This is a genomic window from Bilophila sp. T19-St14, from assembly GCF_059728385.1.
On sequence record NZ_BAAGFT010000001.1, the window covers coordinates 1,847,636 to 1,863,304 of the forward strand.

At 61.1% G+C, this 15,669-nt stretch carries 9 protein-coding genes; 7 read left to right on the forward strand and 2 right to left on the reverse strand.

Features of this window, described 5'->3' with window-relative positions; genetic code table 11:
• Positions 1-136 precede the first annotated feature (136 nt).
• From AC6I1V_RS07950 to AC6I1V_RS07980, 7 genes are all read left to right on the forward strand, one after another.
• Complete coding sequence (locus tag AC6I1V_RS07950) at positions 137-484, forward strand: DsrE family protein (RefSeq protein WP_302552462.1); 348 nt, start codon at positions 137-139, stop codon at positions 482-484.
• Between the two features lie 90 nt (positions 485-574).
• The gene (locus AC6I1V_RS07955; protein ID WP_486854823.1) at positions 575-1,375 is read left to right on the forward strand and encodes a penicillin-binding transpeptidase domain-containing protein; all 801 of its coding nucleotides are present in this window, start codon (positions 575-577) and stop codon (positions 1,373-1,375) included.
• A 183-nt stretch (positions 1,376-1,558) separates the two neighbouring features.
• Positions 1,559-1,885 (forward strand): YhdT family protein, encoded by a 327-nt coding sequence (locus AC6I1V_RS07960; RefSeq protein WP_302552464.1) that lies wholly within the window; start codon positions 1,559-1,561, stop codon positions 1,883-1,885.
• Positions 1,885-3,378 (forward strand): sodium/pantothenate symporter, encoded by a 1,494-nt coding sequence (gene panF / locus AC6I1V_RS07965; RefSeq protein WP_486854822.1) that lies wholly within the window; start codon positions 1,885-1,887, stop codon positions 3,376-3,378. The genes AC6I1V_RS07960 and panF overlap by 1 nt, the downstream gene beginning before the upstream one ends.
• Positions 3,379-4,217: 839 nt before the next feature.
• A complete protein-coding gene (locus AC6I1V_RS07970; protein WP_486854821.1) occupies positions 4,218-5,003 on the forward strand; it encodes a DJ-1/PfpI family protein in 786 nt (261 codons plus the stop codon).
• 679 nt (positions 5,004-5,682) lie between these two features.
• Positions 5,683-6,123 carry an ArsR/SmtB family transcription factor gene (locus AC6I1V_RS07975; protein WP_482332847.1) on the forward strand — a complete coding sequence of 147 codons (441 nt, stop codon included), beginning with the start codon at positions 5,683-5,685 and terminating at the stop codon, positions 6,121-6,123.
• Positions 6,116-8,224, forward strand: a complete 2,109-nt coding sequence (locus tag AC6I1V_RS07980; protein WP_302553723.1) for a heavy metal translocating P-type ATPase — start codon at positions 6,116-6,118, stop codon at positions 8,222-8,224. The genes AC6I1V_RS07975 and AC6I1V_RS07980 overlap by 8 nt, the downstream gene beginning before the upstream one ends.
• Before the next feature lie 643 nt (positions 8,225-8,867).
• On the opposite strand, the gene AC6I1V_RS07985 is transcribed toward AC6I1V_RS07980, so the two are convergent.
• Positions 8,868-13,310: a translocation/assembly module TamB domain-containing protein gene (locus AC6I1V_RS07985; protein ID WP_486854552.1), complete on the reverse strand. Its 4,443-nt coding sequence runs from the start codon at positions 13,308-13,310 to the stop codon at positions 8,868-8,870.
• Positions 13,310-15,481: an autotransporter assembly complex protein TamA gene (locus AC6I1V_RS07990; protein ID WP_497736958.1), complete on the reverse strand. Its 2,172-nt coding sequence runs from the start codon at positions 15,479-15,481 to the stop codon at positions 13,310-13,312. The genes AC6I1V_RS07985 and AC6I1V_RS07990 overlap by 1 nt, the downstream gene beginning before the upstream one ends.
• Between the last annotated feature and the right edge of the window lie 188 nt (positions 15,482-15,669).

Genomic DNA, 15,669 nt, shown 5'->3' on the forward strand with positions numbered 1-15,669 from the left:
ACGAACCTCCATGATGAGACAACCCGCTTTTGTTTGATACTATTTATTCCATATTGCCTTATGGGTGAATATTCCGTACTTCTGCCTGAAAGTGTCATCGAAAACAGCACAGGCCACCCTGTCAAAGGAGACTATCATGTTTTACGACCTGCTCGTGCATGTGGATCTGCCTGATGAATCCCGCTTCGTCATGGCCCTCGGCAATATCAGCAACTATCTCGCCGCGCTGAACGGCGAACCCTGCACCGTCGTCCTTCTCGCCAACGGCGGGGCGGCCCGCTTCCTCGCCCGGAAAGACAACGCGCAAACCGAAACCATCGAAAAGCTGGCCCAAGCCGGGGTTTCCTTCCGCGTGTGCGCCAACGCCATGAAGAAGGTCCCCATCACCAAGGAAGACCTGCTCCCCTGCGTTGAAGTCGTACCCGCCGGCGTTGTGGAGCTCGTCCGCCTCCAGCGCGAAAACTTCGCCTACATCAAGCCGTGATCCCCAAAACAGCCGGGGCCCCGTTGTCCTCAAGGCCCTTTCCCCTCCACCGAAGCCTTCGGCGGAGGGCTTCCTTTTTGTGAAGGCAACATGAAAAAGCATATCCTCATAGGCACCCTCTTCGCGCTCGTGCTGCTCGCCTCCGTGGTGCGGGCTTCGGAAACCGTCGAACAAACCGATCTGGCGGATATGTTCCAAGGCTTTGACGGCACGTTCGTCATGTACGACGAAGGGGCAGGCCGCTATACGGTCTTCAACAAGGCCCGGAGCGAAACCCGCTTTTCCCCCTGCTCCACCTTCAAGGTTTTCCATGCGCTCATCGGGCTGGACAGCGGCGTCCTGGATCGCGACGACGCCCGCACCCTCATGAAATGGAACGGCAAGCCCTCCTCCATCGCCGCGTGGAACCATGACCAGACGCTGGCTTCCGCCATGCGCCATTCGGTGGTCTGGTATTTCCAGCGCGTCGCAGCGGGCATCGGAGAGGAACGGATGCGGCGGGGGCTGGATCGCATCGGCTACGGCAACCGCGACATTTCCGGGGGGCTGACCCGGTTCTGGCTCCAGTCCTCGCTCAAGATTTCCCCGCGCGAACAAGTCGGCCTCCTGCGCGCCCTCTTCGACGGCTCCCTGCCCTTCGCCTCCGAGGACATAGCCGTCGTCAAGCGGGACATCACGCTGTCCTCCGGGGACGGCGTGCGCTTCATGGGTAAGACAGGCTCAGGCTCGGACGGCACCGGCAGGGGCGCCATCGGCTGGTTCGTCGGCGGCGTGGAAACCCAACATAACCGCTGGTCATTCGCCGTGAACATCCAAGGGCCGGACGCCTCCGGCATACGGGCCAGAGGCATAGCGGAAGCGGCGCTCAGGCGGCTCAACATCCTGCCCTAGCGTCCCCGCCCCCCGAAAGGCGGTTGCGCCGCCGCCCCTCAAAAGCTACAGTCTTCCCGGCGGGCCACCCGCTCACCGTCCCCGTGCCGCACACGGGGCGGTGGGCGCGTCCGCAAGCGCGGGCCGATTTCGCCGTGCGGCCTGCTTCCAGCCCCATCGTTACTCTAACCCTCTGAAAACACCATGAACAAACCTTTCAAGCAGGATTGGCGCTACGCGCAGGCCAACCGCGAAGCCCTGCTGACGCTGGGGGCCTATGGCCTGTATTTCGTCTGGTGGTACGCGTGCGCCTATGGGCTCGGCGGCGGCGACCCGGAAGGGTATACATACATCTTCGGCCTGCCCGCATGGTTTTTCCTGAGCTGCATCGCGGGGTATCCGCTGCTGTCGGCGCTCCTGTGGTTCATGGTCCGCCGGTTCTTTAAAGATATCCCTCTCGATGAGGAAAGCGGCCCCCAAAAGCGGGAAAGCCCTGAAGCCGCCGGCGAGCGCCGCCCGGAGGCCTCCTGATGGCCCAGTTCAGCACCATCGCCCCGGTCGTCATCTATCTGGCCCTGTCCTTCCTCGCCGCGCTGTGGGCCCGGAAACAATCCCAAAAGACCTCGGACTCCCACGGGTTCATTGAGGAATATTTCATCGGAGGCCGCTCCATGGGCGGCTTCGTGCTCGCCATGTCCATCATCGCCAGCTACACCAGCGCGAGCAGCTTCGTGGGCGGGCCGGGGGTAGCCTACAAGCTCGGCCTGAGCTGGGTCCTGCTGGCCATGATCCAAGTCCCCACGACCTTCCTCACGCTCGGCGTGCTCGGCAAGCGCTTCGCCATCATGGCCCGCAAAACCCGCTCCGTGACCCTGACCGACTTCCTGCGCGCCCGCTATCGCAGCGACGCCGTGGTCATCCTCTGCTCGCTGGCCCTGCTGGTCTTCTTCATGGCGGCCATGCTGGCCCAATTCATCGGAGGGGCGCGGCTCTTTCAGGCCGTGACCGGCTATCCCTACATCGTCGGGCTGGCGCTCTTCGGGTTCACGGTCATCCTGTACACCGCCGTGGGCGGCTTCCGGGCCGTGGTGCTCACCGACGCCATCCAGGGCATGGTCATGGTTTTCGCCTCCGTCGTGGTGCTCGTCGCCGTGGTCAACGCGGGCGGCGGGATGGAACGCTGCGTCGCCACCCTCAAGGCCATCGATCCCGGCCTGATCACGCCCACCGGCCCCGGCGGAACAGTCCCCCAGCCCATGATCCTGTCCTTTTGGGTACTCGTGGGCCTCGGCATCCTCGGCCTGCCCCAGACCTCGCAGAAATGTATGGGCTACAAGGATTCGCGCTCCATGCACGACGCCATGATCATGGGGACGCTCATCATCGGGTTCCTCCTCCTGTGCGTGCACCTTGCCGGGACGCTCGGCCGCGCCGTCATCCCCGATCTGCCCGCCGGGGATCTGGCTATGCCCACGCTGATCATGGAGCTGCTTTCGCCTTTCTGGGCGGGCGTGTTCATCGCCGGGCCGCTGGCGGCGATCATGTCCACGGTGGATTCCATGCTCCTGCTCGCCTCCGCCGCGATCATCAAGGATCTGTACATCCATTACGGGCTGAAAGGCGACGCGTCGCGTATGACGCCCGCACGCCTGCAAACCATGAGCCTCGCCTGCACCGCCGTCATCGGGCTCATCGTTTTCGCCTCCGCCATCGAACCGCCGGATCTGCTGGTCTGGATCAACCTCTTCGCATTCGGCGGGCTTGAAGCCGTCTTCCTCTGGCCGATCATCCTCGGCCTCTACTGGAAGGAAGCCAACGCCTCCGGTGCGGTCGCCTCCATCGTGGCGGGCGTCGCCTGCTTCTTCGCCCTCAGCATCCTCAAGCCCGGCATGGGCGGCATCCACGCCATCGTACCCACGTCCATCGCCGCCTTCGCCGCATTCGTCATCGGCGCAAAATGCGGACGCCCGGCCTCGGACGACGTCATCCGCCTGTTCTGGGGCGAAGGGGACGGGACAAACTGAACGCATGACGCTCTTGGGGGGGAACGTTTTTGAAGAAAAGGGGAAGCAGCGCCCCATACTTTCCCCCTCTTTTCCCCAAAATCCAGCCCTCCCTTTCCAATGGCTTTTCCAAGTACGGCTTTTCCAAATGGCTCTGTCATAGTGTGTGGTTGTTTCATCTCCGCAGCACGGTGAAAAGACAGCCTTTTTCTCCAGTTTTCCCTTTGGCTGAATCCATAGTTGAGGCGTTTTTCTGGTTATTTCTTTGAAATTTCAAAGAAAAAAGCACCAACCATTTTCTAGGACACAGCCTTTCCAAATATCGAATCACCGCCCATAGAGCTTTCTGGAACGGAAAAACACGGAAAAATATTGAAAGGCTCCGAACTATGAAGGAAGCCTTGCCCCGATGCCAAGAGGCCACGGCCTCGTCAAGCAAGATTACTGGGAGCACAGCTCCCAGCCCCCATGTGGGCTTTTGAGCCACACCCCCCAAAATTTGGCTGTGCCATAGAAAACGCTTGATGCTTTATTTCCTTGAAATTCCAAAGAAATAACCAATAAAATCCCCCAATCACAGAGCCCGCCAGCGGAAAACTTGGAGAAAGAGCATATATTTTCAGATATTGCTGAAACAAAACAACCATGTACCATGACAGAGCCAAAAGTGTTACAAACAGAAGCGCCGGGACGTTTAGACCGGTCCAATGCCGTAGGGAGACCAGCCGGAAAATCCGGCCGGCGTATCCCGGAAAACGTGTTTTCTCTACTGTAAAACCCCTCCTTTCAGAGGGGAGAATGTTAAAAGGGTAATTATGTTTGGACGTCGTAGTTTTTAAAAAAAAGCAGGTTTGACTTCAATGGCGTTTCCATTTTTATACAATTGTTTTTCAAAAATTTCATTTGCTGCCAACAAATCGGCGCCAACTGTTTTAAGCAGCTCAAATCCTAAGATAACATTTGTTCTTTTTAATGGAATGACTGCATTAGATTTAATTGGGCCTGCATGTGTTTTAGCAAAAGATGGATTTGATGTTGCCTATGCAGCAGAAAATTTGGAACCCATTACAACAGAATCTTCAGCACAAACAAAACTGAAAATACTTCCGACTTCAACATTTTCAGAAATTAATGATACGGAAGTCTTATTTGTCCCCGGAACAAGCAACCCATTTCCATCTATGGAAAATGCTGCCTTGCAAGAATTTATTTCACGAGTGGGACAAAAAGCCAAATGGATAACAAGTGTGTGCACAGGTTCAATGATTCTTGGGGCTTCAGGATTATTAAAAGGCTATAAGGCTACTACGCATTGGTCATTGTTGAATACTCTTGAAAACTTCGGGGCCATTCCTGTAGAAGAGAGGGTTGTTATAGATCGCAATCGCGTTACGGGAGCAGGGGTTACATCAGGAATCGATTTTGGCCTTACGCTTCTTTCAATGCTTAAAAATGAAACTGCGGCGCAAATAGCACAGCTGATGATGGAATATGACCCAGCTCCTCCTTTTAATGCCGGTTCCCCTCGCGATGCCCCAAAAGAATTTGTTGAAAAGGTACGAGAAAATTATTTGACGCACTTGCAAAGAACAGCTCCTGAATCTGAAAGGATATTGAAGGCATGCCGCCAGAAATATGCCTCTTGAGAACGTTCCTGAAGCCGGGGAAAAAGATACTGTAATGCCTATAACCTATACCTTGGTGATAAGGTCTGGCGTCATGCGGTTTTGGTACGTTTGACGCCATGAGGAAAAGAACTCAAAAAAGAAGGGCAGGGCCTGAATCACCCTGCCCCGTGGGGCATGTCCCCCGCGACTTTGGATCAACGGATTTTGCGCCCCGGTAGGAAGCTCCTACCGGGGCGCGGCGTTAGAAGCCCATACGATGGGCCGCTATCGCTGCGAGAAGGCTCGCCAGAAATCCGGCCAGCACATCCCGGAGGAAGGGCTTCATGGGAAAGGGCCTCTCCGCTCCACGAATGCCTCCCCTTCTTTTTCCGGACGCATCACGGGATGATCCTCAAAAAAGATCATCCCGTTTTTCTTTGTATTTTCATATAGATGCCTTTCAATTTCCCATTTTCCCTGCCCCTTTGCGCTTTCCCTTTATTGACAATCTTCATCATACATCATATTTCGTCAATCAACGAATTAAGAGTGACGTGCAACGGAACTCCTTCCGGGCCGCCTCCCCACCAGCCAAAAAGTTTAGGGGGATGAGGGGAGGGGGTTCGGGGGAGGGGAGAAGGAGCCCCTTTTCAAAGGGGCCCTTCTCCCCTCCCCCGGCTCACCACTCCCATCCCTCCACGAAAAAAAGGAAAAAACCATGTTCGACTTCCTGACCACCTGCCGCGCGCTTGCCGACGAAAACCGTATACGCATCCTCATGGCCTTGAGAGGCCGCCAGCTCTGCGTGTGCCAAGTCACGGCCTTTCTGGATCTGGCCCCGTCCACAACCTCGAAGCACCTGTCGATCCTGCGGCAGGCCCGCCTCATCGAAAGCAACAAACAGGGCCGCTGGGTCTATTACCGGCTTGCGGACGACTCCCCGCGCCCCAACATCAGGGAAGCCTTGGCATGGATGAAGGATTCCCTCGCCAACGATCCGGCCATCATCGAGGATGAAACCCGCATCGCGGACATCCTGCGCGCCGAAGAAGCCTGCGGCTTTGGGCACGGGGAATCCGACTGCTTCCACTCCCTTGAAGTGCATTCGCTCGCCCAACGCTTTGAAAACGCGCCGCAAGAAGAGGAAAACCATGACTAAGCGCTACGCCGTACACAATCTCCACTGCGCCGGGTGCGCCGCCCGGATCGAAGACGCCATTGCGGGCCTCCCCGGAGTGAAGTCCGCCGCCATCAACCTCGACAGCGCCCGGCTGCGCGTTGAGGGCGAACAACCCGAACTCGCGGCGATGATCCGCATTGCGGATTCCATCGAGCCGGGCACCCTTTTCTCCGAGATAGACGAAAGCGAACCGCTCCCGGAAAGCGGCGAACCGCTGCCGTCCCTGTTCCTTTCCGAATACAAGCTCTGGATCGCAGCAGCCCTGTTCGCCGTGGGCATGATCTTCGAGGAACGCCTCGACGCCCTGCTGACCCCGTTCGTCGCCAAGGCGGCATTCTTCGGCATCCCCTACCTGCTCTGCGGCCTGTCCGTCCTCAAGAAGGGCCTGCAAAGCCTGCTCAAGTTCGACTTTTTCAACGAATACACCTTGATGGGCGGCGCAACCATCGCGGCGGCGGCCATCGGCCAACTGCCCGAAGCCGTGGGCGTCATGCTGTTCTACTCCATCGGCGAAGCCTTGCAGGATCGCGCGGCGGGCAACTCGCGGCGTTCCATCCGGGCGCTGCTGGCGGCACGGCCCACAGTGGCGCATCTGGTTGAGGAAAAAGACGGCGGGCAGATGGTGAACGACGCCGATCCCGCGGAAATCAAGCCCGGTATGCGCATCCTTGTGAAGCCCGGCGAAAAAATCCCGCTGGACGGAACCGTCCTGACCGGCTCCTCGCAGGTGGACACGTCCCCCCTGACCGGCGAATCCGTGCCGGTGTCCGTGGGCGCGGGCAAGCAGGTCTACGCCGGGACGGTCAACCTTGAGGGCGCGATAACCGTGGAAGTGACCTCCCGCTTCGCCGACTCGTCCGTGGCCCGCATCCTCGAACTCGTCGAACGGGCCTCCGCGAACAAGGCCCCCATCGAACGCTTCATCACCCGCTTCGCCCGCTACTACACGCCCGCCGTGGTGTTCATTGCGGCGCTGGTGGCGGTCATCCCGCCGCTCGCCGGGCACGGGACGTTCAGCGAATGGCTCTACCGCGCCCTTGTCCTTCTGGTCATCTCATGCCCCTGCGCGCTCGTGATCTCCATTCCGCTCGGCTACTTCGGCGGCATCGGCGCCGCGTCCAAGAAGGGCATCCTCGTCAAGGGCGGGCATGTGCTCGACGCCCTGCACAACATCAAGACCGTGGCTTTCGACAAAACCGGAACCTTGACCAAGGGCGTCTTTGAAGTGACCCGCGTCCTGCCCGCCGAAGGCGTTTCCGAGGAAGACGTGCTCAAGGCCGCCCGGCTGGTGGAAAGCCGTTCGACGCACCCCATCGCCCGCGCCATCATGAAGACGGCTCCCGGCTCGCACGGTTTTGCCCTGGAAGCGGTGGAATCCAAGGAAATCCCCGGCAAGGGCCTCTCCGCCGGGCACAAGGGGCGGACGCTCCTCGTCGGCAATGCGCTCCTGCTTCAGGATGCAGGCATCAGCGTCCCCACGCTTTCCGCCGGTCAGGGCAGCATCGTCTATGTCGCCGTGGACAATGCCTACCTCGGAGCCATTGAGGTATCGGACGTGCTGCGGCCCGAATCCGCCCCGGCCATCAAGTCCCTGCGCGGGCAGGGCATCGAAAGGCTGGTCATGCTGACGGGCGATCGCCCCGAAAGCGCCGCCATCGTCGCCAAGGAACTGCATCTCGACGAATACCGCGCCGGGCTGCTCCCCGAAGGCAAGGCCGCCGCGCTGGAATCGCTCGGCCCCCGGCAGTCCGTGCTTTTTGTGGGCGACGGCATCAACGACGCCCCCGTACTCGCCCTGTCCGGCGTCGGCGTGGCGATGGGCGGCCTCGGTTCGGAAGCGGCCATCGAAGTGGCGGACGCGGTCATTCTGGACGACTCGCCCTCGCGCCTGCCGGAAATGTTCTCCATCGCCGCCAAGACCCGCGTGGTCGTCTGGCAGAACATCGTCATGGCGCTCGGCATCAAGGGGCTGTTCATGATCCTCGGCATCGTCGGGCTCTCCGGCCTCTGGGAAGCCGTTTTCGCCGACGTAGGCGTCGCCCTCCTCGCCGTCCTCAACGCGACCCGCACGGCACGTTAAGAGGGAAAGGGGGAGAGAAGCATTGGGGAGGGGGAGGAGAAACTTTCTGAAGAAGGGGGGAGCACCCCCACGTTTCTCCTCCCCCTCCCCAAACCCTACCCTCTCCTCTTCAAAGACTTTTGTGTTTATCGAATCTCTGTTCAGAGTTTTCAATATGCTAAAAGAGGAGGCCCTGTCATGGCATATGGTTGCTTTATCTCAGCAGTCTGCTGAAAAATATATACTTTTTCTCCGTTTTTTCGCCGCTTGGCTCCATGGATGGGGGATTTTATCAGGCTATGTCGTCAATTATATATAATCTATTGAAACTATTTAATCATTTTCAGGTCGAAAAAAATTATTTTAACAATTTCATATAGTTGCATATAAAAAATAACGGCATAACCTAGTCATATCTTTAAAATTTCAAGATATAAAGCGGCAGCCGTTTTCTGTGGCGCAACCAAAGAGGAAGCGCCCTTCTTTTTCCCTTGGCTCTGTCATAGTACATGGTTGTTTTGTTTCAACAATATATTGAAAATATAGGCTTTTCTCCAATCTTTCCGCTGGTGGGCTTTGTGGTTGGGGGATTTTCTTGGTTATTTCTTTGGAATTTCAAGGAAATAAAGCATCAACCATTGTCTATGACACAGTCTTCCCTTCCTCAATAATCCTTCTTCCAATTCAATCCCACTTCGGAGCCTTGGGGGGTGGAGACGCCTTCGAGGTTGAGGCTGGGGGTAAGCTCGATTTCAACGCGGACGCCGCTGGCGTCCCCGTTCATGCCCTGCTCCAGGCCGACATAGACGTTGTCCATGACATACTTGCCCACCTCAAGGGACGGGATGGAATCCTCCTGCGCGGCGCCATTGTTCTGTCCCGGAGGCTGCAACAGGCCGACATTGCGGTTCGTCTGCTGCTTCGGCCCGCTCTGCATACTCCCGAACCGGAGCACGTCGAAACCGAGCGTTTCGCGCACCTCGCCGAGGACGCCCATGCCGCCTGAACCGAACCCCGACAGCGAAGCGAGTTCGGCGGCGAGCTGGATCGCCTCCATACGCCCAAGGCTGGATGCGCTCTGTCCGAACAAAACCTGCGCCACCACTTCATCCTGCGGCAGAGGCGGCTGGCTGGACAAGGTCAGCGTCGGAGACGAGGCCGGGCCGCTTACGGTGGCCTCGGCGGTGATGTTCGCCGCCGCGTAGGTGACGAGTACGTTGAGCAGCGGATCGGGCGGTGTGGCCCCACTGAACTCGACGTCGCCCCGGCTCAGGGTAAACTGCTTGCCGAGCAGACTGAACTGCCCCCGGATGGAATTGATGGAGCCCGTGACCGCGGGATTCGTCGCGGGGCCGGAAACCTGAAGGTTGCCCTTCCATTCGCTTTCAAGCCCCTTGCCGCGCACAAAGAAACGGTTCGGGATGATGACGCTGACGTCAAGCTTCGGCCCGGCCCCGGAGGAAGGCGCTGCATTTTCCTCCTGTCCGGCCTCCACGACGCTCAGCGTCGGGATGCTGGTGCCGAACGAGCTGACGATCTGGAACTGCCCCTTGTTGACCGTAATGGCGGCGCGCACATCGGGAGACGCCGCCGGCCCGACAACATCCGCCGTGCCCGAAAGGGTGACGGAAAGATCGTTGCGGTGCAATGGGGCAAGCTCCTTGATCGTCCCATGCAGCGAAAGGGGCAGGCCGGACGCCAGCGGGCCGATGGTTCCGTTGAGGCTGACCGCGCCGCCCTGCCCGTCCATGGCGGAAAGGGACAAGCGGGACACCCCTTCCGACTGGAGGGACGCATCAAGGCTGATGTCGGACAGGGCAAGGCCGAGGAGGATTTCCTCGAAAGCGGCCTTTTCAACCCTGAGCGATGCGGAAAGCTTGGGCGCAGCCAGCGTGCCGGAGAGCGCCGCGCTGAAGGAGCCTTGCCCAGTGAGGCTGGAGTTGGCGAGCGGCACGAACCGCCACAGCGAGGCCAGCGAACCTTCCCAGTTCACGTTGCCGGAACACGGCCTGTCCAGGGCCGGGGACGGCAGGCCGGACGCGGAAAAACGCAAGGGCAGGGAAAGCGTCCCTGTGGCCGGAGAGGTGCCCATGCCGTCCGTCTTCACATTGAGGACAAGGGCGGAAGACTGGAGCGTACCGTGGATATCGACGGCGGCGGGGGGCATGTCGCTCTCCGGGAACGCGATGTCCTTCAAGGACACGTCCAGCGTGCCCCTCGGCTGCGACGGCGTGCCGGACAGGGCGATGGCGGCGTTGAGCAGGCCGTCGGGCACGGGCACATCCGTAAACAGCCGGGCCATGTTGATGGCTACGTCGCGCAGCCGCGCCTCAAGGGCGAGCCTGCGCCCGTCAAGGCTCCCCAAGGCCGTCAGCGTGCCCTGCGGCAGCACGGACAGATCGAGGTTGTCCACGGACAGCCCGTTGCCGAAAGCAATATTGACGGGCCGGTTCAAGCGCACGCCCGCAAGCGTCCGTTTCCGCCTGTCCGTGAACGTGAGGCGCTCCACCTGCGCCTTTTGCCCGGCAAGGTCGAGCGCCAGCCTGATGTCGGCGGAGGTCTTGCCTTGGAGGGCCGCGGAAGCCTGAAGCCTTTTCAGGGTTCCCGACACGTCGATCTTGCCGTTGCGCCAGCGGAAATCTGACGCGGAGCCGTTCCCAAGGGAGGCGGACAGGCCGATCCCCTGTTTGCCGAACAGGTCGTCCAGCCGGAGGCTGCCCTTGAAGGAGCGCACGGAAAAAAACGAACCCGCACTGAGCGCGCCGAGCGACCAATCCGCGGCAAGCTGCTGCGTTTTGGCCTGCGAAAAGGAAACATTGGCGACGGCTGTGGAACCTTGCAGCGGCACGCCGGTAAGCGAAGACAGCGCCGCCCAATCCGTGACCGCCAGCCGGAACCCGCCGTCCAGCCGCCGTTTGGCGGGCAGGGCGTCCAGCGTGCCGGAAAGCGCCATGCCGGGGGCGTCGAGCCTGGTTTTGTGCAGGCTGAAATGGTCGGGCGCGAACTGCCATTCCGTGGAAAAACGCAGCGGCGCGCCCGCCTGCAGCGTCTTGACGGACGCATCCCGCAGCGTGGCGGCCACGTCGAGCGTCCCCTTGCCGCCCGCGGCCCCGACGGACGGCGTATTGAGGCGCACGCGCAGGCCCTCCAGCGTAGCCGTCTCCACGCCCAGATGCGGGCTGGCAAGCGTCAGTTCGCCGCCGGGCGAAAGCAGCGGCCCGGAAGCGTGCAACTTGAGTTCAAGCGGGCCGGACAGGGAGGGATCCAGCCCCTTCAGGGAGGCCAGCGCGAGGGACAAGGCAGCATCAAGTTTCTTGCCGTCGGTGGAAGCATTTCCCTTGCCGCTGAGCTGTCCGGCCTTGAGCGTCAGATCGCTGACGGAAGCGGAGCCGGATTCCGGCTGTGCGCTGAACGATACGCCGAGCGAAGCCGTCTCGCCCACCGTATCCTGAAGCGGGGCAAGCCCCCAGCGCATATCCGCGAGCTTGAGGCTCAACGTCCCAGCAAGCGGGGATGACGCATCCTCACGGCGCACGTCGGCTTTCACGCCCGCCGTGCCCGCCAGCTCGCGGAACGGCGAATCCGCCAGCAGCGCCGCCACGGGCGGGAACTGCACCAGCCTGCGCAGCGAAGGCATGTCCAGCCGGAGCGCCGCCGCAAGCTTGCCCGTCGCCGTTTCCAGCGAGGCGTCGCCAGTCAGCGCGAGCCATTCCGACTCTATGCGCAATGCCTTTACCGTGAGGCTTTCCGCCGTTTCGGAGGCTTCGGCGTGCAGCGTAATCGGCACTTCGCCGGAGCGCCCACTCCCGTTGCCGTCTTGTGCGGACGCATTGGCGGGCATGGCCTTGCGGACAAACGGGCCGCCGAGGTTCACGACCGCATCAGCCGTTGCGGAAGGTTCGGAAAGCAGGGACCGCACGGCAAACGTCCACGAAGAGGTCACGTCCAGACGGGCATCCGGCTGCGCCGCATCCAAGACGATCCCCGGCACCGAGGCTTTCAGCGCCAGTCCGGGCGCATCCAGCGTCCCTGACAGCGCGGCCTCAAGATTCGCCGAAGCCAGCGGCAACCCGGCCTGCGCCTCACCCGTCAACGCGGCGACAAACCGCATCAGCGCATCGGGCTCGCTCAACCAAACGGACAGATCGCCGCCGACCTTCGCATCATCGAAAAAGAGCCCATGTCCGGCAACCGACCCGCCCGGCACCTCCGCCGTCAGCTCAGGCACGGAAAACCGCGCGCCCGCCAGCATCAGCAGCAGCCGCAGCGAGCCCTGTTCCGGGGCATCCTGCGCCACCTGCTCCCTTTCCCCGCCGTTTCCGGCAGCGTGGGGGACGGCAAGCCGCAGATCCAGCCCCACCGCCGCGTCTGGCCGCTCTTCGGGCTGTGGGCGCTTTACGCCGTCCGACAGCCAGTTTCCCTCGTTGCCGAGGTTCAGGGCGCCGGAAAGGGCCAGCAGCGGATCAGCCGCCCCCTCAGCCTTCCCCGTTTGCGGGCGGTACAGCGTGGACTCCAGTTCACTCCGAAAATCCGTCAGCGGGCCGGAGCCTTCCAGCGTCGCCTCGATGGGGATGCCCGCCACGGCCTGCCCAAGACGGAACCGCTCGATGCGCAGTTTTTCGACCGTCGCCAGCTTCAAATACCCGGCGATGTCAGAGGCCAACGGCTCCAAAAAGGAGGGCCGCAGCAGCTCCAGAGGATCGGACGGCGGAGGCGGGGGATCGGAGGGCGGGAACTCAGGCACGCGCGGCATCCCGGCGTCGAGGATGCTCAATTCCTCCACCAGCAGATGCCCGCGCAGCAACGCACCGGCACCGATGCGCAGCGTGGCTTCGGGCACGTCCAGCCAAACGCCCTGCCCGTCGGCAAGCCGCACATCCCGCAGGTGCAGGGAAAACGGCAGCGGGCCTTCCAGCGAGCCGATCCGGGCTTCGATGCCCGCACTTTTCAGGGCGGAAACAGCCGTATCCGTGATCCAGCGCTCGCCGGGCTGGGTGCGCAGAAACGCCATGCCCCCGGCAAGGGCAAGGAACAGGACGAGGACAAGCCCGATCAGGCTCCAGCCAAAGATGCGCCCGGCGCGCCGAAGGGAAGGAGGTACGGCCATCAGAACGCCTGCCCTATGCTGAGGTAAATCTGGAACGCCTTGTTGTTGTCGCGATCCTGCAACGGCGTGGCAATATCAAGCCGGATGGGGCCGATCAGCGTATAATACCGGAACCCAAGCCCCACGCCCCACGAAAGATCGCGGCCCCAGTCGGGCATAGTGGATTCATAGACCATGCCGCCGTCTACGAACGGCACGATGCCGAACGACTCGGTGATCCTGAACCGGGCCTCAAGGCTCACATCCGTAAAGGAGAGCCCGCCGAGCGGATCGCCGCTCCTGTCATGCGGGCCGAGGGACTGGTACTTGTAGCCGCGCACCGAACCGCCGCCACCGCTGTAAAAACGCAGCGACGCAGGAATATCTCGGACATTTTCACCCGTAAGGCTGCCCGTGGCGGCGCGCCCGGCGAGCACAAGCCGCTCCCAACCCGGAGACCAGTAGCCGCTGGCGTCCAGGCGGGTGCGCACGGTGGTCAGGGGCCCGTTGAACGTGCCCGTGTACGGCGTCACCTCAAGGGTCACGCGCGTCCCGGTGGTCGGGTTCAAGAGGCTGTTGGTCGTATCGCGGCGTACAGACAGGGGAAAACCGAGCAGGCTGTACGTCCGCCTTCCCCGGTAGTTGTCCTTGAGGCTGCCCGCCTCCACCGAAACGCGCGCACTGGCCCACCAGTTGCGCCACTCCTTGCGGAAACGCCGTTCAAGCCCCGCCGCGAAAGACAAGGCGCTCTGGTCGTAGGCGTCGGTCGTTTCGTTGATGGCCCACGCCTCGCCCACCAGCGCCTGATCCCGGATGCCGAAGGCCGGTTTGCGGAACGAGGCGTTCAGCGACTGCGAGTCTTCCGAAATCGGCGCGGTCACGCGGAGCTGTTCCCCGCCGCCGAACAGGTTGCGGTTCTCCCACGCCCCGCGCACGCCGAACCCCGTATCCGTCGAATACTGCAAGCCGCCGCTCACGGTACGCGGCGGCGCATCGCGCACGGTAAGGCTTACCGGGGTAGTCCCGTCGCTCGTCATCCAGATCGGCATGCCGGATCCCGCCGCCTTCTTCCCGCTCCCCCCCGCCGGAGGGTTTGCGGGGGAAGCTGCGGGAGGCGTATCGGAAGAGCCCCCCAGAGGCAGCTCTGAAAAACCGGCCTCGGCAAGCGCCCGTTCCGTCCACCCGGCCGCCTTCGCCTGTTCGGGGGAAAGCCGGGCGGGTTTCATATCAATGGCGCTGAACAGGCCGGTTTCCTGCAGCGTCGTCCTGTATTCCTTCAACAGGTCGTCATTCCAGTACTGCCCCTCAATCCACGGGCTCAGCTTATTGAGGTAATCCTCGTTGACCGCCGGGGCTCCGGGGGCGTCGGGGTTGTCGGCAGGCCTGACGTTCTCTTCCTTGATCACCACCGGCCCCATGCGCAGGAGCGGCCCGGTCTTGATGAGCACGTCCGCCTCAAGGGTATGTGTGGAACGATCGATGATGTATCGGGCCTTGCCCTGTTCCGCGAGCGGATAGCCCGCCTTGCGCATGGCCGTCACTACGGAGGCGACGGCGTTGAGCACGGCCTGCGCCTCGGCGGGGCTTCCCTCCGCGAGCCCGAACGCCTCCAGCGTGTCAGGGGCGTTTTCCATAAAATCGACGCCGCGGACGGACTGGGGCAAATCCTTGTCCACAGGTTCGCCCTCCGGCCCGGTACGCTCGTAGCGCAGCTTTGTCGGCCCCATCACATACCGCTCGCCGGGCCTCAGCGTAATGGAGGCTTCCGGGGGCTGCGCCTCCCAATCGATCCGATAGCGCACCGTACCGTCATAGTACCCCTGCGAATGCAGAATCTTGCGGGCCGTTTCCACATCTTCGAGGGCCCGGCGCTCAAGCCCCACGCGGCTGTCGGGGAGATCGTCATGGAGCCAGACGAGCTGGCTGTTTTCCCGGAGTTCCGAGACGAGATCGCCGTTCTGCGGCTTGGACTGGAGCTTCACGCTGTAGCGTATCGTCTTTTTGGCAGGGTTGGGGGCTTCATCGGCCATAGGCTGCAACATCGCCGTATCCTGCTTGTTCCCCGAACCGAAAAGGCAGCCGGACAACAGCAGACACAAGGCGAATCCCACCGCATACGCGCGGATCGCCCCACTCCGGAAAATGCCCCGGACAGCCTTGCGGCACCATGAATAAAGTACGGATACAAGCATGACGGCATAATGAATTCGGGAGCAACGGACGTCAAGATGATAATCTCTACGAAACATTCACTTCCGCAATGAAAACCGTATTTCAATTCTATGAAATTCAAAATAAACTTTTTAGAAGATCATCGAAAAGGCGAATGTCTCATCTCTACGGGCAGAGGCATACTCGGCGCAGGCACTCCTGAATGGAG

Excerpts from the sequence above, each read along its gene's own strand:
- AC6I1V_RS07990 (WP_497736958.1), bottom strand. The coding sequence starts at position 15,481 with ATGCTTGTATCCGTACTTTATTCATGGTGCCGCAAGGCTGTCCGGGGC.
- AC6I1V_RS07975 (WP_482332847.1), top strand. The coding sequence starts at position 5,683 with ATGTTCGACTTCCTGACCACCTGCCGCGCGCTTGCCGACGAAAACCGT.
- AC6I1V_RS07985 (WP_486854552.1), bottom strand. The coding sequence starts at position 13,310 with ATGGCCGTACCTCCTTCCCTTCGGCGCGCCGGGCGCATCTTTGGCTGG.
- AC6I1V_RS07970 (WP_486854821.1), top strand. The coding sequence starts at position 4,218 with ATGGCGTTTCCATTTTTATACAATTGTTTTTCAAAAATTTCATTTGCT.
- AC6I1V_RS07960 (WP_302552464.1), top strand. The coding sequence starts at position 1,559 with ATGAACAAACCTTTCAAGCAGGATTGGCGCTACGCGCAGGCCAACCGC.
- AC6I1V_RS07950 (WP_302552462.1), top strand. The coding sequence starts at position 137 with ATGTTTTACGACCTGCTCGTGCATGTGGATCTGCCTGATGAATCCCGC.
- panF (WP_486854822.1), top strand. The coding sequence starts at position 1,885 with ATGGCCCAGTTCAGCACCATCGCCCCGGTCGTCATCTATCTGGCCCTG.
- AC6I1V_RS07955 (WP_486854823.1), top strand. The coding sequence starts at position 575 with ATGAAAAAGCATATCCTCATAGGCACCCTCTTCGCGCTCGTGCTGCTC.
- AC6I1V_RS07980 (WP_302553723.1), top strand. The coding sequence starts at position 6,116 with ATGACTAAGCGCTACGCCGTACACAATCTCCACTGCGCCGGGTGCGCC.